Origin of the sequence: Clostridium acetobutylicum ATCC 824, from assembly GCF_000008765.1 — a bacterium.
In the GTDB taxonomy this organism is placed as follows: Bacteria; Bacillota; Clostridia; order Clostridiales; family Clostridiaceae; genus Clostridium_S; species Clostridium_S acetobutylicum.
Genome location: NC_003030.1, coordinates 182,721 through 202,868, shown reverse-complemented (window position 1 = coordinate 202,868; position 20,148 = coordinate 182,721). Strand labels below are relative to the sequence as shown.

Below are 20,148 nucleotides of genomic sequence, written 5' to 3'. Positions count from 1 at the left end.
CCCTCCTATTTCTTTAGTTTAGGATCTAATGCATCTCTTAGTCCATCACCCAAAAGATTTATAGCCATAACCGTAAGTAGTATACATATTCCTGCGGGCATCCAAAGCCAAGGGTAGTGTTCAAGCTTATACAGGTCACTTACGGATTGAACCATATTTCCCCAAGATGGAGTTGGAGGAACAACACCAAGACCTAAAAAACTAAGAGATGATTCTGTTAAAATTGCACTTCCTATATTTAAAGTTGCTGATACAATTATAGATGGAATAGTGTTTGGAAGAAGATGCTTAAATATCTTTTTTCTATCCTTAATTCCTAAGGCATTTGCCGCAAGCATAAATTCCTGTTCCCTTAAGGTCAATATTTGTCCTCTTACGATACGACACAGACCTGGCCAGGATAGTATTCCGATTATGAACATTAAAAATGGAACCTTAAACTGCGATTTTATCTTAAGATCACTAAATAGTGCAGCAATTGTAATTAGTATTGGAAAAAAAGGCACACATAAAAAAATATCTGCTATTCTCATAATTATGCCGTCTATTATTCCACCATAAAATCCAGCGATAGCGCCAAATGCACTTCCAACAATTATTTCAACAACAACAGCTGCTACCCCTACTGCCAAAGATATTCTTCCTGCATACATAAGCCTTGTAAGTATATCTCTCCCAAGTTCATCTGTACCCATTAAATGATGGAGGCTTGGTCCTATAGTTGGATTACTATAATCCATAGTATCAGTGCTATAACACGATACTACGGGTCCTAAAACTGCAAATATAATCATAAATAATACTATGAATAGTCCCGCCAAGGCTAGTTTATCCTTTTTCAATCTATGCCACGCCATTTTTGTAGGGCTTATAATTTTTTTATTATCTATAGCTTTTACTTTATTTCCCATTATATCACCCCTTAATGTTCAAGTCTAATTCTAGGATCAACAACAGCGTAAGCAACATCTGCAACTAGATTTCCGAGAAGCGTAAGTACTGCAATTAGCATGGTAAATCCCATAAGCAGTGGGTAATCTCTATGACTAACGGCCTGAAGAGTTACCCTTCCAATTCCGGGCCATGAAAATATTTGCTCTGTTATTATAGCCCCACAGAAAAGTCCTGGAAGCCACATACCTAATATTGTTATTACAGGAATTAGACTATTTCTCAAAGCATGCTTATATATAACAACCTTCTCCTTAAGCCCTTTTGCTCTAGCTGTTCTTATATAATCCTGTCTTATGACCTCAAGCATACTGGTTCTCATATATCTCATAAGGCTTGCAACACTTTCAAAGGTTAAAACTAAAAACGGCAAAAACATGTGGTATAATATATCTCCAAATTTTTTTATACCTGCTGCATTGCTTCCTGATGTAGTCATTCCAGACACCGGAAATATCTTAAAATCTATACAAAACCATTTTATAAGCAGTAACCCCATAAAAAACGCTGGTATTGATATTCCAATTAAAGCTATTACCGTAAAAATAGAATCAAAAGCTGAATATTGTTTTGTAGCAGATACAATTCCTATTGGTATTGCAAGAACTATTGCTGCTATAAAAGACATAAATGACAGAATAAACGAATTCCATATGTAGCTTTTTATAACAGTACTTACTGGCTGCCTGTACTCAAGAGAATATCCAAAATTACCCGAAGCGGCATCCTTTATCCAATACAAATACTGAAGTGGCTTAGATTTATCTAGATGATATAGGTGTCTTAATTGAGAGGCCTTAGCTGTTGTCATATGACTATTTACCCCCATATTATCAACTATATCTCCTGGTGCCAGTGAAAATATTATAAATATAACAATTGATACACCTATTAATATTGGAATCATTTGCAGCAATCTTTTCACTATATATCTTAACATCTATAGTCCTCCTTTTTAACTTCATGCCTTATCTAATATGCATACTTTAAAACAAAGTCTAACTATGTAAACTAAAAATGTAGGCTTATACATGTGCCTCTATCTTTAGCTTATGACACATGTATAAGTTAATAAATAGGTTACTTTATTTCTGCTTTATAAATATTGTGGCAAAAAGAATTATATGGTAAAAACTTAATTCCTGTCACTCTTGAATTATTTACCCATATTGTTTCTGGCTGATAAGTGAATATAAATGGTAAGTCTTCATTTATATCTTTATATACCTTTTGCTCTAAAGCCGTCCTTTTATCCTTATCCGATTCTTTATAAGCCTTATCTATTAAATCATCTACGTTTGAGTTTGAGTAAGACATATTATTACTTGGAGCACCTGTTTTAAAGTTTGCCGCTAAGTTTGATGATAATGCATCCGCACCTAAGGAAGTTCCCATTAAATATGCTTCAAAATCTTTTTTATCCGTTTTACTTAAAAGAGTATTGAGATCCATAAGCTCAGGTTCAACATCTATACCAAGCTTTTTATAATTCTCTTTAATTATAGGTATTTCAAGCTTATGGGCAGAGTTAGTAGACGAAGACATTAAATGAATTACAAACTTTTGTCCATTCTTTTCTCTTATCCCGTCAGTACCTTTCTTCCATCCAGCTTCATCGAGCATTTTATTTGCCTTGGACACATTGTATTTATATTCATTAACATCCTTAAGATAAGATGCATGTGCCTTAGACTGTGGTTCATTTATTATATAAGCATTGCCCTTAAAAACTGTTTTTGCCATCTCTTGCCTGTTTAAACCATACTCTAGAGCTTGTCGAACTTTTCTGTCACTAAACTTTGAATCCTTGCAATTTACTCCTATATAGAAAATACTTGAAGAAGGAAATGAGGTTAGATCAAGAAATCCCATTGATTTTAATTGTTCTATATTTTCAGGTGTACCATCAAAAGTGTCTATATCCGTTTCTCCAGAGCTTAAATTCTGCATTTTATTTTCTTCAGTAGTGGCTTTAAATATCAAATTTTTAATCTTTGGTGTGCCCTTCCAGTAGTATTCATTAGCTGTAAGATCTACTTCCTGACCTGGAACATACTTAGTAACCTTATACTGCCCACATCCTACAGGAGTTTGAAGCTTTGCCTCCACCCCTTTCGTATTTCCAGGGACATAATCCTTGCCAAAGTAATCTTTTGAAATAATAGTTGTACCTATAAGATATAATATTGACGAGTTAGGCTTATTTAGCGTAACTGATATAGTATGTGGATCTTTAACATTTATTCCCTCAATATCCTTTACTGTTCCCTTATTAAAGGCATCTCCACCCTTAATCGGTATTGCCGAATGATCTACTGCACCGGAGAAGCTAGGATCAAATACTAGCTCTAGTGAAAACTTAACGTCATCAGCTGTAAGAGGCTTTCCATCACTAAACTTAACGTCATCTCTCAAATGAAAAGTATATGTCAATCCATCATCTGATATATCCCACTTTTTAGCTATCCCCGGAATTGGCTCTCCAGAATCATCCCAATCCACTAACCCATCTGTAACAACATCACTAATATACGCATCTGTAAGTGTTTGGGCATAATAGCTTATAAAATTTCCACCAGGAACACCTGTACCTATTATTAATGTATCTTTTCTATTTTTAGCTTCATCAGGTAATTTAGTCTTATCTACAGCTCTAGTCACTTTTATAACGTTTTCTATTTTAGGCTCTGCGGTATCTTTTACATTAGCTGTTTCTGAACCACATCCCGTAAATAGTATTGTAGAAAACATAGCAGTGATTACGAATATAGCAAGTACTTTCCTTTTCATTTACTTCCCTCCATAATTTTTAATTGTTAATTACATATTTATAGAGAAATTTATTATTTAGAACCCAATTTTATAGCCTTTGTTACAAACCCATCTGCCATATTTAACAATCTTTCTGCCTCATAGCTCTTTGTATTTGTCTTTATCATTACTATTGCAACCTTAGGCTTAAGGTTCGCTCTCTTTAAATACTCCATAGCCTTTTCTTTTTCTACCTTTGTTGCATGTTCTATTATTCTGACTGCTCTATCAATTAGTTTTTTATTACTCAGACTAAGGTCAATCATAAGATTTCCATACACTTTTCCAAGCTTTATCATTACTGCAGTAGTTATCATATTAAGAACAAGCTTTTGTGCTGTTCCCGCCTTCATTCTAGTAGAACCCATTATTACCTCTGGTCCCACAATAGGTGTTATCTTAATATCCACATTTTTATTTATTAAAGAATTCTTATTATTGCTGATTCCTATTGCTATAATTTCATTCTTTCTCGCTTCTTTCATAGCACCAATTACAAAAGGAGTTCTACCACTCGCCGTTATTCCTATTACAACATCCTTTGAAGTCATATTTCTTTCTTTTATAATACTTCTTCCCATGTCCTCATCATCTTCAGCACCCTCAACAGCTTTAAGAATTGCCTCATTTCCTCCGGCTATAATACCTTGCACTAATTCAGGATTAGTACCATAGGTTGGTGGACATTCTGATGCATCTAATACCCCAAGCCTCCCACTTGTGCCTGCTCCAATATAAAAAAGTCTTCCATTATTCTTTAATTTTTCACTTACAATATCTACAGCTTTGACTATATTGTGAATTTCCTTTTGAACCGCATAGGCCACCTTTATATCCTCATTATTTATAGCTTTAAGCATATCTTCTGTATTCATAACATCAATGTTTACAGTGTCATCATTTACTTTTTCTGTAGTAAGGTCTTCCAAATGTGAATTCATTTTACACCTCAAAATATTCATGTATAGAATTTTTAAAACTTTATTTCATACTTATACTAACATTTATGGAATAAATTATCAACACTTTTCTTAAAATATCTGTGCTGTTTTTATTCTTATGCTAATATAAGCAGGCTTTTATTGATAATTTATTATTAAAGCTTATTTATTTACCTATATACAAGATATAAAACTCTCTTTTTATAATATTACAATTGTAATAAAACTATTATATAAAATATACTTTAATAATCTATAATGCGAAAATAATCTAGATAAAAAACAAACACTATTAAGTCATCTTAAGTATGCTTTAACATTAGTGTATTATAATGGTATAATTATAACTAAAATACTATTTATTCTACAGTACTATAATATGGATATTCTATCATCAACAAGATAGAATATTTAGGTCTTATTTTTGTTATTTATTTAAATTCTAGATATCCACTTATTAAACTAAACTTGTAACAAATTGAAATTTGGAGGTAACATTATGATAGACGTTATAATTGTTGATGATCAAGAAATTGTAAGAGAAGGTCTTAAAATGATATTAGGTCTTAATAACGAATTTAATGTTATAGGTGAAGCATCTAATGGTGCAGAACTATTAACCTTACTTGAACATCAATCCCCTAATGTTATATTAATGGATATAAGAATGCCTGTAATGGACGGTATAGAAGCAACTAGACTTGTTAAAGAGAATTATCCCGATTTAAAAGTAATAATTCTCACAACCTTTAATGAAGATGAATTTATATTTGATGTTCTTAAGAATGGAGCTGATGGATATGTTCTGAAAGATGCAGGTTCAAAGGAGATTTTCAATTCAATAAAAGCAGCTTGTGAAGGAAGCGTTCTTTTAAATCCTCAAGTAACTTTAAAACTTGTAAATGCACTAAATACTCTAGATAAAAAGAAACCATTACAAGAAAAAAACCTTCTTCATTTACTTACACCTAGAGAAATGGACGTTGCAAATCACGTTCTAAAAGGAAAAAGTAATAGAGCTATTGCAGAAGCTTTATTTTTAACCGAAGGTACTATAAAAAATTATGTTTCTAAAATACTTGAAAAGCTTGAATTAGGTAATCGAAGTGAACTTATTTTATATCTGCAGAATTATTTATAAGCTACAAGGTGATATAAACACTATACTTTAATACTTACGAATTTAATTTGTGTTGACCCCCTTCATCACTTGGTATTTTTTACTTTTACAGTAAATCCACATGTACTATTTGGAATAAATGATATTTCACCTTTAAGTAAATGCACCCTATTTTTCATGCCTATGATTCCATTTGAAGGAACTATTTCCTCACATTTTTCCCCGTTATTTTCTATATTCATAATTACATTGCCAAACTCCCTGAAAATATCCACCTTGAAATAAGTTGCCTTCCCATGCTTTATACCATTAGTAATTGACTCCCTTAAAGTTTTAAAAACACAACTTTTAATTTCGGCAGAAATACTTTCAATATCTTCACTAAGATTTAAACTCAATTTGCATTTTTGTGTATTTTCAAACTTAGAAAACATTTTTTCGATATCTTCTTTAAGATTAATAATAGTAATATCAATATCTCTAAGAATAGTAACTGCTTCTCTTAAAGTCTTAATGCAATCCTTAGATAACATATAACAATTTTTAATAGTAGTACTGGCTTTTTTAGAATCAACATCAATAATATTTTCTGCATATTCTAAATTCATATTCAAAGCAACTAAGGAATGTCCTATAGAATCGTGTAACTCTTCTGCTATTTTGGTTCTTTCGTTTTTTATAGCTAGCTCTCTTATTTTATCTAGATAGTTTTCTTTAGTGGCATTAAGCTTTTGATTAAGCTTTTTTGAATTTGATTTTTCTATAATAATAATCCTGATTAAAAAATAAATTACCACGTTAACTCCGTAATCGAATATCACATTTAAAACAGAATGATAATTTAACAATTTTGAAGAAAATAATCTATTTGCAAAAAGATATGTGACGAAATTTAGTATAAGCAAACCTTTAAATTTTTTATCTTTCACTGCAACAATGTATATTATTAGTGTATAATAGTACACCATTATTCCCTTGGAATTGCTACCAAAATAAAGATATCCTACTATTAAATTATTTATAGAAAAGATAATATATTTTAGCTTATTGTTATACATTATCATTAAGCAATTATCTATTATCAAAAAAAGCACTAGTATAATATTTATTATTTGCGAAGACTCTCTTATAAAATTATCAAGAATTATTAAAGCTAAAATATTTTGCATTAATACAAAATTTGAAAGCTTATCCCTCTTGTGTAAATTAAACTTCATAAAGACTCCTCCCTTGTACACATTTTTCTTTATTATACCAAATATGTTCACTGACTTACATTAAATTTTGTCATATTCCCATCAAGCACAAAAACTTCTTCTTTGAAATATATCTAACTATAACAGAGAAGAAGTTAAAATTCCTTTGTACTTTAAAAAATTAATTTATTCTTATAAATGAACCATGTTTCCTACTCCATTAAGAATAAGAGTTATCCCAATAAATCTTACAGGTACTCTTGGTAGCGTACCATCCTTTTTAAATACAATCTTTACTATCTTGCCTATAAATACATTCAACAATATACCCAAAAATATTTCTCCAATGCCTGTAAGTAAGGTAATACTCATAACAACCACTCCCCCTATTTCTCAAAAATTTTTTTCAGTTCTGTCTATAATTTTTACTATTATTGTAGATATCAATAGTCCAACTATACCTGCAATCCCTAAAACAAGTATAGTTTGACTTTGAGATCCCAAAGACAAATTATTAAATACAACCTCTTTAAGTGACTTTATTCCCCAAGTCTCTGGCATAAACTTTGATATAATTTCAATTGCTTTAGGCAATTGCAGCTCATCCATAGAAAAAAAGCTACCTCCTAGCAATCCTGTTAAAACCATTATTGCTGCCCCTATTATAGTAAATGTCTGATGCTTTTTTACAAAAGGAACAAATATCATTACTAGTCCAACTATGCTAAATAAATATATAGATAGTATGGCTATTTCTGGACCAACATTGTTAATTATTTTAGATTTTAATCCATACTTTCCCACTATCAGTATTATAGCTATAATTATCATTCCAAATATATAATTTGCTATGATTTTGCTTAACAAATACTTGCTGTAATTTGTTGGTGTCCCTTTTATTCTATTGAACGTGTTATTTTCTTTTTCTTCTATTAGAGTTCTAAATCCCTGAATTACAATAAACCATAAAAACATCAGTAGGAATCCAATTAAATTTTGTGCATTTTTATCCTCTACATTCTGACTACTTTTTAAATTTTTATATAAGAGCTTAACACCGCTTCCATTATTTATTTTTTTTATAATCTTATTTGATATACTACTCTCATTGCTACTCAGTACCCTTGAAATACTTTTAGAATCCAAATTAACTTTTTGTAGTGTATTCTCAGTAGATAAAATAATATCTGAAAGCTTTTCTCCATCGACACTATCATAGTCCTCAATAAGAGTGATATCTAAAGCTTTATTATTTTGTAATTTATAACCGAATCCTTTATTTATTAAAACTCCGACTGTAATATTGTCATCATCGACCTTATTTTTTATCTCACTTTCAGATGAACTTATTAAATTTAAGTCATGATTATTTTTTAGCATATTCACTAATTGTCTTGAGGCTTCAGTATTGTCTTGATCTGCAAAATAGACATTTGTTTTACTATTACTACTACTTGAATATGACACTAAAAACGTAAGCAAAATTGGGGCTAATATTATAGCAAAAACAGCTAGTCTATTATTAAATAAAAGTTTTAATTGACTCTTTATCATACTTAATATATGCATTTTTACCGTCCTCTCAATATTATTTAATTAACGTACTATTTACCAAAGTATTTCTATTATTATTTACAAGCCTAATCCTTTTATCTTTACTTGATAACATTAAAGCTATGAGTACAAAGACCACTGATATCCCTAATAATTCAAGAAGATCTTTATATATAAAACCAATACTATTCCCCTCACAAACTTCAAGATAACAATTAATTGCTTTTCCATTTGGAATTATTCTTTGAATGCATGCAAGAACATCAGGAAAATTATTTTTATCAAATAAGCTTCCACCAAGAAAACTAAATCCCCATACAATTGGCGACATAACACTTGAAACTGCCATATGATCTTTCGCAAATAATCCAGCACAGACTACTATACTCCCTATTGCAAAACCATAAACAACAGTTATTAATATAATTCCTGGTATATTATCATACTTCACTCTAAAAACCACACTACTTATCACCATCACTGTAACCATTTGTACTATTATCGCTATTACCATACCAATTATCTTACTTAATATATATTGAAAATTTGATGTTGATGTAGATTTTATTCTATTCATAGTATTATTTAGCTTATCACTTACTATATTCTGTGTAAGCTCAAATGCTGTTATTATAGAGAACATTACTACCATTGCAAAAATTTCATATTGCATTATATTTAAAGGTTTAACGCCACTTTTTGAAGCGACCTTAGAAATCTTAGCCGATATGCCATTAGTATTCTCTATAGATTTTATCAATTTATCAATATCTACTTGCTTTAAAAAAGCCTTATTTTTCACTTCAGCTTCAACTTCATTTTGTTCTGCTCTAATTGTAGATATATTCTCATTGAAACTATTTACAATTGTTTTTACTATTGAAACATCATTAATCTTATTGTTATCTCCAACAACACTAATTTCAACATTATTACCATTTAAATAGTCTTTTGTAAAATTTGTTGGAACATATACAAGAGCAGAAGCTGTTCCATTGCTTACAAGTTCTTTAGCTTCAGCATAGCTTCTAACTTTTTTCAAATTTATTATCTTTTTAATATCCTTATTTTCAAATACATTATCACTTAAATTTTTAGATACATTTAAACTTTGATAACCTGTATCTGCACTGTAATATGCTACATTGAACACCTTTAATGTATTTTCATTCTTACCATTAATCGCCCCAATTATTAAAATAATAGCAATTGGAAACAGTACTAATTTAAGATAAAATACTTTTGATTTTAGTAAGAGTTTTGTATCTAATAAAAATAGGTGTAACAACTTATTCATAACCTTTATCCTCCATTCCCAATTAGTCTCTTAGCGATTTACCTGTAATTTGTAAAAAAATACTTTCCAAATTAACCTCTTCATACTTAAAGCTTGTTAATTTAACACCTAAATTTCTTACATCTTCAACAATATCTATAATATTTCTTTTATGCTGATCAACTAACATCGATATCTGATTATTACTTATTGAAACATTTTCTATTCCATTAATACTTTTAATTTTGTCCAAAGCTCCTTTATCTCCGTTACTATATATAACTGTAAGTGTATCCTTTGCTTTTGATTTTTCCTTTAATTCATCTTTAGTTCCTAGTGCTATTAGTTTTCCATGGTCTACAATAGCGATTCTTTTGCAAAGATACTCGACTTCCTCCATATAATGACTTGTATAAATTACTGTCATTCCTCTTTCCTTATTCAATTTCTTAACTGTTTCTAATATATGATTTCTTGATTGTGGATCTATCCCAACTGTTGGTTCGTCTAGAATTAGAAGTTTGGGATTATTCATCAATGCAACACCTATATTAACTCTCCTTTTCATTCCACCTGAAAATTCTTCAACAGCTTGATCTTTTTTGTCTTCAAGTTCTATTATTTTTAAAACTTCATTAACTCTTTCTTTTAGCTCTTTTCCATTCAATCCATATAGACACCCAAAGAATTCTAAGTTATCTTTTGCACTTAGAGATTCGTATAAAGCTATATCTTGAGGGACTATACCCATTACTTTCTTTATTTCCGTAGGCTTTTGTCTTAATAATTTATTATCAACTGTAATATCTCCACTTGTTGGTGATATCACAGTACTTATCATTGATACTATAGTGGATTTTCCTGCGCCATTAGGCCCTAAAAGTCCAAATACTTCACCATCTTCAATTTTAAAAGAAATATTATTTACAGCTGTAAAATCTCCATACTTTTTTGTTATATTAGTTAATTCTAGCATCTTAACGCCTCCCATTCTCTATAGTTATATAATACTTCTTAGAAATTTGTTTTAATATTCACTTTAGTACTAACTTTATATGTTACTTTAGTAATAACTTTCAATGTGTAGTAAAAAAGAGAGTGTGGCAAAATGATTAAAATTTAATCATTTTGCCACACTCTCTTTTTTGTATATCAATTCTCTCTATCAATGTTTATATCTTGAGATAATACCGCATTTATTTCTCCTCCAAGTATCACAATAACGGCCACTAAAAATAGCCAGGTTAACAGAATTATTATTGCTCCTATGCTGCCGTAGATAACTGAGTAATTCGCAAAGTTATTTACATAGTATGCAAATCCAAATGATGCTAATATTAAATTTAAAGTTGAAAATAAAGAACCTGGAAGTACTTCTATCCACATGAGCTTTTTGCATGGGGCATACCTGTAAAGTGCTGTAAAAATAAATATAGCCGTAGATACGAATATCAAATACCTAACAGCTTCCCATACGGCGATTACTTTATGTGAGAAACCTAATTTATATGCTAAGTAGTTCAATATAATACGTCCTAGTATCAATAAAAACATCATGGTTAGTATTATAAACGCCACTCCAATAGTACAAAGTATTGAAACAAATCTAACCTTAATAAAGTTTCTTGCCTCTTGAACTCCATAAGCTTTATTCAATCCTTTTATGACAGCTGTAAATCCTGCAGAAGCAGACCATATAGTGAGTACTAAACTTAAGGACATAAGCTGACTATGCTTTGTACTAATCACCTCCGCAACTGCAGCATGTATAAGATTAAATGCACTTTCCGGCATTATCCTACTCAAAACCATTAGTATTTCCTTATTATTTAAAGAGGTATATCCTATAAGTGTCATAATAAAAATTATAAATGGGAAAAATGACAAGACCAGGTAATACGCCAATTGAGATCCCAGTGCTGGAACATCATCCTCATTAAATCTTGAAATTAAATCTAATAATAGCCTTTTCATTTTACAGAAGTCCTTTTCATTACTCCCTCTATATATATTTTTCATTATTGCATTATATGTTTAATTAAAATTACATTTCCTTTCCCCTTCTTTTATAGCTATTATCATTTATAGATAAAATTCTAAATTTCCCCTCTTGATATTGAACAGTAGAAATACTACAGTTCTCCATATTATGTATATGTTGCTTGTACCCTAAATTTCTAAGTAAAACCCTAAGCATTCCCCCATGTACTACTACTAAGACATTTCCTCCTCCATTTTTTGAAGTCTCTTCTCCTATATCGGTAATAGCTTTATTGATTCTTTTAGACAAAATATCATAATCCTCTGCTTCATTAGTCTCGTCCATTGCGGCACAACTATCTACATAAGCTCTTTCAAAATTAGGAACTTTTCTTAGTGCTTCTTCAATAGACTCTACCTTTAAATACTTCAGTATGTCACTAAACATTACCTTCTCAAATTCCCCCTCATACTTTCCACAATATACCTCCCTCAATTCAGGTACTTCCTTTAATTCAGCATTTTCACTTCTTTTATTTTTGCCAAGTACAATTCTTGCAGTTTTTATAGCCCTCCCTAAATCACTACTGTAAAATGCTTTAAATTCAATATCACTAAGTCCCTCTCCCGCATATTCTGCTACTCTAATTCCTTCATCTGTAAGTACTCCATCACACCATCCTTGTACTCTTCCAGCCCTATTTATTATTGTCTCACCATGTCTCATAAAATAAAAAGTAACTTTACTCATTTTAACTTCTCCTTAACTTATATTAATTTCTTTATATAATATATATTATATATTAAAACCCAGTCAATTTTAATGTAAAAGATACCATATAAACACTCTGATATTTAAACTATCATACTATAAAAGTATAGGGAAATATAATAATTTTATGAGAATTGCTTAAAATAAACTATAATGATTTACTCTTAGTCTAGGAGGTAAAATTATGCATAGTAAAACTTTTGGTGATGTTTCTATAGACGAAATGGTATCGCGCATAAAGGAGTTTATACTAAAAGACAATAATTGCAATTATAAAATCACCATAGGAACCGATTCTCAAAATAAAAACCTAACAAAAGTCGTAGTGGTAGTTGCTATCCATAGAATCGGAAGTGGTGGAATTTTCTTCTATGATATTAAACATGTTCACAAAATCTCAAATGTAAGACAAAAGATATACTATGAAACAGCATTAAGTCTTGAGTTAGCCTCTAAGGTGTCTCATGCTTTTGCAGAAGCTAATATACAGGAGGACATCGAGATTCATGCTGACATAGGAAGTAACAGAAAAGGCAAAACCTATCCTCTTATTAATGAAATTACAGGTTGGATAACTGGTGAAGGATATAAATATCAAATTAAACCTTATTCTTATGCTGCGTCTTGCATTGCTGATAAAATAAGTAAATAATAACCGCTAAGGAGAGCTTAGCCTCTTCTTAGCGGTTATTATTTAAAAGAATTCTTATATCATAAAAATCTAAATATATTTTTCCTAAGTATTAGCTTTCTGTATAAATAATAGCAACCAATACCCGTAATAAAGAATATCCCTAGATATATAAAGAGCATTATTAAAAGAGTATCAAAAGATACCATGCCAATCTTTAAAAGTAAAATAAAAAATATTATTACGTGAAATAAAGGAAGCGTTATAATTATTCCATAATATATTCTAAATTCTTGCTTTACTATTTCCCTAATTTGCTCCGTTGTATATCCTATCAGCGCCAATTGATTGAATATATGATTTTTAGTATCTGCCTCCATAATAATCTTGTAAAAGATACTTATATCTATAAGTACTATTACTGTAACATATGAAAATAAACAAATTGTTTTTACCCTTAGAGAATTAAACATCGTTATAGCTAATAAAATTCCCTCTATACTAATAACTAACGTTATGAGCAAAAACTTTAAATTTTTTAAAGACACATAAACATTACTCAACGCTATTAACTTTATTTTATCATCCGAATACTTCTCCTTCTTTAGTTTTAATATTTTTTCCGGAATTGAATGTCTTAGAATTCCCTCTATACTGTAAACGCTAAGAAGAATAATAAATATCTGAGCAATAGACATAGGAATATACCTTGGACATATAAATAAAAATATAACAGGGATAAAATAACTAATTAAACATAAATCTATGTCTTCATTTAAAATTTTAATTTTGTAATGTGAAGTTTTCTTCTTCATACCTATTATTTCAATAATTTCTGCAATGGATAAATACCTTTTTTCCTTAGGGCGAGATCTTTTTTCTGATTCTAACAAATCAATAACTTCTCGAGTTGATGTGTAGCTGTAATCACCAATAGTGACATACACAAGCTGCAAAAATAAAATAGCTATAGTTCCCCCAATTGAATAATTGGATATTACCCACAAACCACCTGTCTTACCCATTATGGTATACATTATTGAAAGAAAAATAGGCATTAGTAACATACCAATTAATATTCCCAGAGCACATCCTATTATCTCAATAATGGCATTTTGAAAGAGAAGCATTCTGGATAGTTTCCCAGGCCATATACCACTTAGTTCAGCTATCGCCATCTCCTTTGACTTTCCCATAATAAAATATGAATTTGCATAGAAGGTAAATATACACATAAGCAATACCAGTAAAAATATTATATCTGCTGCTATATCATTCTTTCCACCAGTTACCTCCGCAGCGAAAAAATTAGTATTATTAATCACATTTAAAAGATTAAATACAATTGCCATGGTAAATATTATAGATATTAAATATATTAGATTCTTTTTAGTGTTCTTTTTTAGCATTTTGAAAGCAAAAATATACGCACCCATCTTAAATCCACCTTTACTATTACATTTTATCAAATAAGCTTTGAGACTCCTTAGAGGTTATGTCGACAATTTTATAAAAAAATTCTTTTTGACTTAAACTTCCTCTTTCAAGCTGCTCATCAATTTTGCCGTCTCTTAAAAATATAAGTTTTTTTGCATAGCTTGCAATCATTGCATCATGCGTAACCATTAAAATAGCAGTTCCTCTTTCTTTATTGCGCTCTTCAAAAATCTTTAATAGCTCATGTGAATTCTTTGTATCCAAACTTCCTGTTGGTTCATCTGCAACAATTATCTTTGGATTTGTAATTAACGCCCTTGCCGCTGCAGCTCTCTGTTTTTGTCCACCTGAACATTCATTTGGAAATTTCTCTAGTGTGTCAAAGATAGATAGCTTCGTTGCAATTTCATCTGTTTTTTCTTTAATCTCCTTTGCCTTAATACTTGCTAAAACTAACGGTATTGATATATTTTCTCTTATCGTCATAGAATCTATAAGATTAAAATCTTGGAATACAAATCCTATATTTTCATACCTGAGCTGTCCTAACCTCAACTCTACCATTCCATACACATTTTGATTATTAATCTTGACCACTCCTTTTGTAGGCCTATCCACTGTTGATAATATATTTAAGAATGTGGATTTTCCTGATCCTGATGGACCCATTATACATATAAAATCCCCTTCATTAACCTCAAGATTAACATTATTCAAAACTCTTGCCTTATCCTTATCGCCATATACTTTAATAATATTTTTCGCAGTTATTATATTTTTCACCCTAAATCCCCCGTTCATGTAAACTCTTCTTCAATACTTAATGATAGCGTTTTCAATTATTGTCATTCTTCCCCTACTTCCATTATTAAATTTGCTCTATATCTAATTATATAACAAAATTACTATTTAAGTATATATTTTACTCTAATAAAAAACATACATTTATATTTATACTTTTATACATGCCGTAATAGAGTTTTATTGCCACTAATTGTATACATCATTTTAGAGTTCTCTATACTAAATCTACAGTGCAGAATAAAGTACATAAACATTGCTAGCCATATAGATTTTTTATTGTCCCCTCACCAGATTAATCTTTAAAATTAAAAGTACTTGTCGTATTATTTTGTTTAATAATTCTTTGTGCTTCTTTTAAATATAAATTTCCTCTACCTTTCAATTATAAATAAAAAATATAAGCAACCTCCTCTAGTTCGGTTTTATCCTTAAAAATCTTCTTTTTATCAACTAAGCTTCCTCCTAATCGCTCATAAAAACCTCGAGACTTATTTTCATTAAAAGTCCAAACCACCATATTTTCTGCACCTTCACTCCTGAGCCTATCTGCTACAACCTTAAATAGCCTTTTGCCTACCCCTTGCCTTTGATAATTCTTTAAAATATAGATTGTGTACAAAATACTGTCATACTTTTCTTCTATTTTATTTGTCTCACCTGAAGCAAAGCCTATTATCTCTCCTTGACTGTTTTCTGCTACATACATAAATTCTTTGGTAATATTATTAAACATTCTATCCATCCATTTGTTAGCTTGCCACTCATAAGTACGGCATTTGAGCTCCTCCTTTGGAATGAAATCAGAATAGGTTGTATTCCATGTGTCAACATGAACCTTAGCAATATTATTAACGTCTTTAATTTTTGCCTCTCTAATAATTATAATTTTTCACCTTCTTTTATTTAACACCCGCATAAAATTTTATATACTCCTCAATATTATGCTTTATATATTCACCACTTTGATTACCCTTAAACACATAATTTTGTGATCTTATGCTTTTTTTAATCACTTTATTTAATAATTTATACAATAATAATTATACGAGTATTCATATTTTTTGTTAATTATGTACTAAAAGAATTAAATTTAAAATAATTAAATCTTCTAAGCATAATTATGTTAATAGTACACTTCATAAAATGGCAACTGTTCCGAAATAAAACGGTGTCAGAAAATATTGAACAACAACTCCATTTTCCAAGGCTGTTTTCATATGCTTTAAATAAAGAGAGTGTTACTTTGCAAAAGCAGTTTTTTAACCTTTCCCCCCACTATAATATCTCTCATCACTATATAAGAAAATTGATTTAATAATGACTTGACAAAAGCGTATAGCAACCATATACTATTGACATGGATAAAATTATAAATAATAAACATGAAATTGCATATAATTCTCTGAATTTAGCATTTGCCTTGACTGACCTTGATAAAAAGACTCGCTACTTCGGAACGGATGTACCGATTTTTCACTCTGAAATACATGTAATAAAGGCCATTGCCGAGCATCCTGGCATTCATGTTGGTGGACTGGCCGATATTTTAGGAGTAACAAAAGGGGCTGTTTCCGAAATTCTCAAAAAGCTAGAGAGAAAGGCTCTGGTTATAAAAGAAATTGATAGTCTTAATTTATCTAGATATTCATTAAGTCTAACTGAAAAAGGTAAAAAAGCTCATAGCAACCATATGCTCTATCATTCTATTATAAATAATATGGTTGAAGAGGAACTACAAAATGCCTCCGAACATGAATTGGAGTTTTTATCAAACTTTTTGTCGACCCTGATAAACAAAGTTGAATTTTTCAATAAAAATTTTGATGAATAAAAATTTTACGCAAGTGTATGGTTGCTATACACATTTTTAGTATAATTAGGTTAGGAGGTGTTAATATCAAAAGAAAAAAATCATCAAAGCCATATATGTCTTCTGATAATAGTAAAGTGAGTGAGCGAAGGTATAAACAAATACTTGAAGCTAATGAAAGGGCTTTATGGGTTATCTATAATTCTTTAGCCTCATTCGTTCCATTTGGTTTTTATCCATATGAATACCTAATATCTCCGCCAGCCAATTCTTTTAATAAATAATAAAATTGATGAACTCTTAAAAAAGCAAGATGAATACACAATTGTATCCAAGTGTATGGTTGCTATACACATTTTTAGTATAATTAAATTAGGAGGTACTATCATCAAAAGTAAAAAATCATCAAAGCTATATATGAGTTCTGATAATATTGAAGTGAGTGAGCAAAATTATAAACGTAAAATACTATTAATAAACTCTTAAAGAGGCAGAATGAATAACCAATTGTATTCAAGTGTATAGCATCCATACATCTTTTGCCTATAATTTATGTAAAAAAGAGCGTATTACATTTTAAGGAGAGACTATACAAATGAATCAATTATATAACGAACACAAAAAGAACCTGTATTCAAAAAGAAATGCGCCTATAATGCTGATAATCGGAATTGCATTTATTGCAGCAAATTTGCGCTCACCTTTAACAGCGGTTGGCCCGTTGGTCAATGAAATTCGTGGTAGCTTACATATTTCAAATACATTAGCAGGTATGATTACAACCCTTCCATTATTCGCTTTTGCAGGATTCTCACCTTTCGCTCCACGACTGGCGCGAAAATTTGGCACTAAATTGGTGCTGTTTTGGTCACTTATTTTTCTGACTTTCGGAATTATATTACGTTCATTGTTTGGAGGGGTGGGACTATTTCTTGGAACATTGATCCTGGGATTATCAATTTCTGTCGGCAATGTGCTAATACCCAGTCTAATCAAACATGAATTTTCTAAACGGGTCGGCGTGATAACTGGCATCTATACTGCTTCTATGGGCCTTTTAGGGGCGATAGCCTCCGGTATCAGTGTCCCTGTTGCAGAAGAATCAAGATTGGGATGGAGCGGAGCGTTAAGCATTTGGGCTGCACTTAGTTTCTTATCAATTATCATCTGGATACCTCAAATAATACGTAGAAAGCAAGAAATGTCTATTGTTAAAAAAACGATCGATAATGACATTAAAACAAAAGTAAAAGACATCCATGAAGGAAAAAATGAAATAGAGAGTATTAACGGAAATGCGATTAACAAGGTTAATCTATGGAAATCTACTTTGGCATGGCAGGTAACAGTATATATGGGATTACAGTCTATGCTACTCTATTGCATGGTTGCATGGTTACCGGCTATTTTAATCCAGCAGGGTATGAATTCAAACAAAGCAGGATGGATGCTCTCCCTTTATCAATTGGTATCGCTCCCTACATCGTTTTTAGGCTCTGTCCTTGCTGAACGCAAAGCCAATCAACGTCCATTAGTTATTACTGCCTCTCTATGTGTTTTGGTGGGACTTTTGGGCATATCCTTAGAATGGACAGAGCTTACATTCCTATGGATGATTATGTTGGGCATTGGAGGAACACTTACTTTTTGCCTAGCTATGATATTTTTTAGTTCTCGTACAAGAAATGCAGATGAAGCGGCAAGACTGTCCGGCATGGCACAGTCAGTCGGCTACCTACTCGCTGCTTTTGGTCCGATGCTTTTTGGTTTTCTACATGATGCAGCCAACAACTGGCATTTACCACTTATTGTCTTAATCGGTGCTTCCGGATTATGCTTGTTTGCTGGGTTAGGTGCATCACGCAATCTGTATATTAAATACAACTACTTATAATAACATCACACATTTAGTGTTTGTTTTGAAAAAAAGTTTGATCAAAACTACAGATTTTTAAAATTTAACACATTAAATTTTTATAATAAAGTTTGATCAAACTTTTAAAAAATCACACGACATTATGCTTGAGTTACAAACTAAAAACACCACAAAATTTATTTCTGAATAATGCAGTGTTCAAATAAATGTTTAGTTTTTATACTAGTTGTGACGTTTTATAAGAATACTATTCACTTTTTAAATTGGAATTTACACTTATAAATTCAATTCCAACCATTCATCTGTATCTTGAAATCCATATTTTTTATAGACAGGTCTTCCAAGTTTTGATGCTACTAAACAAATCTTATGAATGTTTCGTTCCTTTGCTTCATTTACTAATCTATCTAACATTCCTGTAGCTATACCATTACCACGAGAAGTCGGTTCTGTATACATATTAGTTATATAACCTTTTCTTCCAGTTTTATTAGTATATGTTGGTGGAAAATCAATAAATGCAATAGCAGCTGTAGCTATAATTTGGTTATTCTCTTCTGCAATCCATTCAACCAATAAATTATTAGCCAGTTTGTTATTAAAATATCTCGTCAATTCCTTATCAATATCAATATTAGGCTCTATACCTTCATCAATGAGTTGCCTCTTTCTAATACTCACAAGTAAAGATATGTCTTTCATATCTGCTTTTCTATAATTCATCATATTTCCTCCTGTAAATTACAATTTATCTTCCAGTTAATTATATTATATTTTGTAAATATCACAGTATTAAATTTTCAAACATTTGCTAATAAAGCAGGATAGCTACTCTTAAAAAAATATTGATTTTATATTTTGGTTCTTTATATAAAAAGATTCGACATAATTGAAGTTAAGATTATGTTACTGTAACTTTACAAATTATTATTTATGGTGCCAAATTAGAATTTGTACATTTGGACTTATCTTAATCTGAATGAAATAAG

General features: G+C 30.5%; 19 protein-coding genes. 4 read left to right on the top strand and 15 right to left on the bottom strand.

Translation table 11 applies throughout. The features are described from left to right. Positions 1-5: 5 nt before the first annotated feature. The 4 genes from opp4C to murQ form a co-directional block, all read right to left on the bottom strand. A complete protein-coding gene (gene opp4C / locus CA_RS01015) occupies positions 6-911 on the bottom strand; it encodes an oligopeptide ABC transporter permease (RefSeq protein ID WP_010963502.1) in 906 nt (301 codons plus the stop codon). An 11-nt stretch (positions 912-922) separates the two neighbouring features. Beyond that, positions 923-1,891 (bottom strand): ABC transporter permease, encoded by a 969-nt coding sequence (locus CA_RS01010; protein ID WP_010963501.1) that lies wholly within the window; start codon positions 1,889-1,891, stop codon positions 923-925. A gap of 140 nt (positions 1,892-2,031) precedes the next feature. Then, positions 2,032-3,741 carry an ABC transporter substrate-binding protein gene (locus tag CA_RS01005; protein WP_010963500.1) on the bottom strand — a complete coding sequence of 570 codons (1,710 nt, stop codon included), beginning with the start codon at positions 3,739-3,741 and terminating at the stop codon, positions 2,032-2,034. 53 nt (positions 3,742-3,794) lie between these two features. Further along, complete coding sequence (gene murQ / locus CA_RS01000) at positions 3,795-4,703, bottom strand: N-acetylmuramic acid 6-phosphate etherase (protein WP_010963499.1); 909 nt, start codon at positions 4,701-4,703, stop codon at positions 3,795-3,797. 499 nt (positions 4,704-5,202) lie between these two features. Here murQ and CA_RS00995 point away from each other — a divergent pair, with 499 nt between their 5' ends. Next, positions 5,203-5,844 carry a response regulator transcription factor gene (locus tag CA_RS00995; protein ID WP_010963498.1) on the top strand — a complete coding sequence of 214 codons (642 nt, stop codon included), beginning with the start codon at positions 5,203-5,205 and terminating at the stop codon, positions 5,842-5,844. Positions 5,845-5,909: 65 nt separating this feature from the next. On the opposite strand, the gene CA_RS00990 is transcribed toward CA_RS00995, so the two are convergent. The 7 genes from CA_RS00990 to CA_RS00960 form a co-directional block, all read right to left on the bottom strand. Beyond that, entirely contained in the window at positions 5,910-7,040 is a 1,131-nt protein-coding gene (locus CA_RS00990; RefSeq protein ID WP_024026197.1) for a sensor histidine kinase, read from the bottom strand. Between the two features lie 171 nt (positions 7,041-7,211). Beyond that, positions 7,212-7,391 (bottom strand): hypothetical protein, encoded by a 180-nt coding sequence (locus CA_RS00985; RefSeq protein ID WP_010963497.1) that lies wholly within the window; start codon positions 7,389-7,391, stop codon positions 7,212-7,214. 21 nt (positions 7,392-7,412) lie between these two features. Continuing rightward, positions 7,413-8,588: an ABC transporter permease gene (locus CA_RS00980; RefSeq protein WP_010963496.1), complete on the bottom strand. Its 1,176-nt coding sequence runs from the start codon at positions 8,586-8,588 to the stop codon at positions 7,413-7,415. A 19-nt stretch (positions 8,589-8,607) separates the two neighbouring features. Next, a complete protein-coding gene (locus CA_RS00975) occupies positions 8,608-9,870 on the bottom strand; it encodes an ABC transporter permease (protein ID WP_010963495.1) in 1,263 nt (420 codons plus the stop codon). 22 nt (positions 9,871-9,892) lie between these two features. Further along, complete coding sequence (locus CA_RS00970) at positions 9,893-10,825, bottom strand: ABC transporter ATP-binding protein (RefSeq protein WP_010963494.1); 933 nt, start codon at positions 10,823-10,825, stop codon at positions 9,893-9,895. Between the two features lie 176 nt (positions 10,826-11,001). Continuing rightward, the gene (locus CA_RS00965) at positions 11,002-11,823 is read right to left on the bottom strand and encodes a YihY/virulence factor BrkB family protein (RefSeq protein WP_010963493.1); all 822 of its coding nucleotides are present in this window, start codon (positions 11,821-11,823) and stop codon (positions 11,002-11,004) included. A 70-nt stretch (positions 11,824-11,893) separates the two neighbouring features. Next, on the bottom strand, positions 11,894-12,580 hold the full coding sequence (locus tag CA_RS00960; RefSeq protein WP_010963492.1) for a histidine phosphatase family protein: 687 nt from the start codon (positions 12,578-12,580) through the stop codon (positions 11,894-11,896). Positions 12,581-12,785: 205 nt separating this feature from the next. Here CA_RS00960 and CA_RS00955 point away from each other — a divergent pair, with 205 nt between their 5' ends. Then, a complete protein-coding gene (locus tag CA_RS00955) occupies positions 12,786-13,253 on the top strand; it encodes a ribonuclease H-like YkuK family protein (RefSeq protein WP_010963491.1) in 468 nt (155 codons plus the stop codon). A gap of 59 nt (positions 13,254-13,312) precedes the next feature. Here the strand turns inward: CA_RS00955 and CA_RS00950 are convergent, their stop codons facing one another. The 3 genes from CA_RS00950 to CA_RS00940 all read right to left on the bottom strand — a co-directional run bounded on the left by CA_RS00950 (position 13,313) and on the right by CA_RS00940 (position 16,269). Continuing rightward, entirely contained in the window at positions 13,313-14,668 is a 1,356-nt protein-coding gene (locus tag CA_RS00950) for an ABC transporter permease (RefSeq protein ID WP_010963490.1), read from the bottom strand. Between the two features lie 19 nt (positions 14,669-14,687). Beyond that, the gene (locus CA_RS00945) at positions 14,688-15,470 is read right to left on the bottom strand and encodes an ABC transporter ATP-binding protein (RefSeq protein WP_010963489.1); all 783 of its coding nucleotides are present in this window, start codon (positions 15,468-15,470) and stop codon (positions 14,688-14,690) included. Positions 15,471-15,855: 385 nt separating this feature from the next. Beyond that, positions 15,856-16,269, bottom strand: a complete 414-nt coding sequence (locus CA_RS00940) for a GNAT family N-acetyltransferase (protein ID WP_275541660.1) — start codon at positions 16,267-16,269, stop codon at positions 15,856-15,858. 561 nt (positions 16,270-16,830) lie between these two features. Here CA_RS00940 and CA_RS00935 point away from each other — a divergent pair. Further along, positions 16,831-17,304, top strand: a complete 474-nt coding sequence (locus CA_RS00935; protein WP_010963488.1) for a MarR family winged helix-turn-helix transcriptional regulator — start codon at positions 16,831-16,833, stop codon at positions 17,302-17,304. Positions 17,305-17,878: 574 nt separating this feature from the next. After that, complete coding sequence (locus CA_RS00925) at positions 17,879-19,177, top strand: CynX/NimT family MFS transporter (RefSeq protein ID WP_010963487.1); 1,299 nt, start codon at positions 17,879-17,881, stop codon at positions 19,175-19,177. Positions 19,178-19,435: 258 nt separating this feature from the next. Here CA_RS00925 and CA_RS00920 read toward each other — a convergent pair whose 3' ends face one another. Then, positions 19,436-19,882: a GNAT family N-acetyltransferase gene (locus CA_RS00920; RefSeq protein WP_043943533.1), complete on the bottom strand. Its 447-nt coding sequence runs from the start codon at positions 19,880-19,882 to the stop codon at positions 19,436-19,438. Positions 19,883-20,148 lie beyond the last annotated feature (266 nt).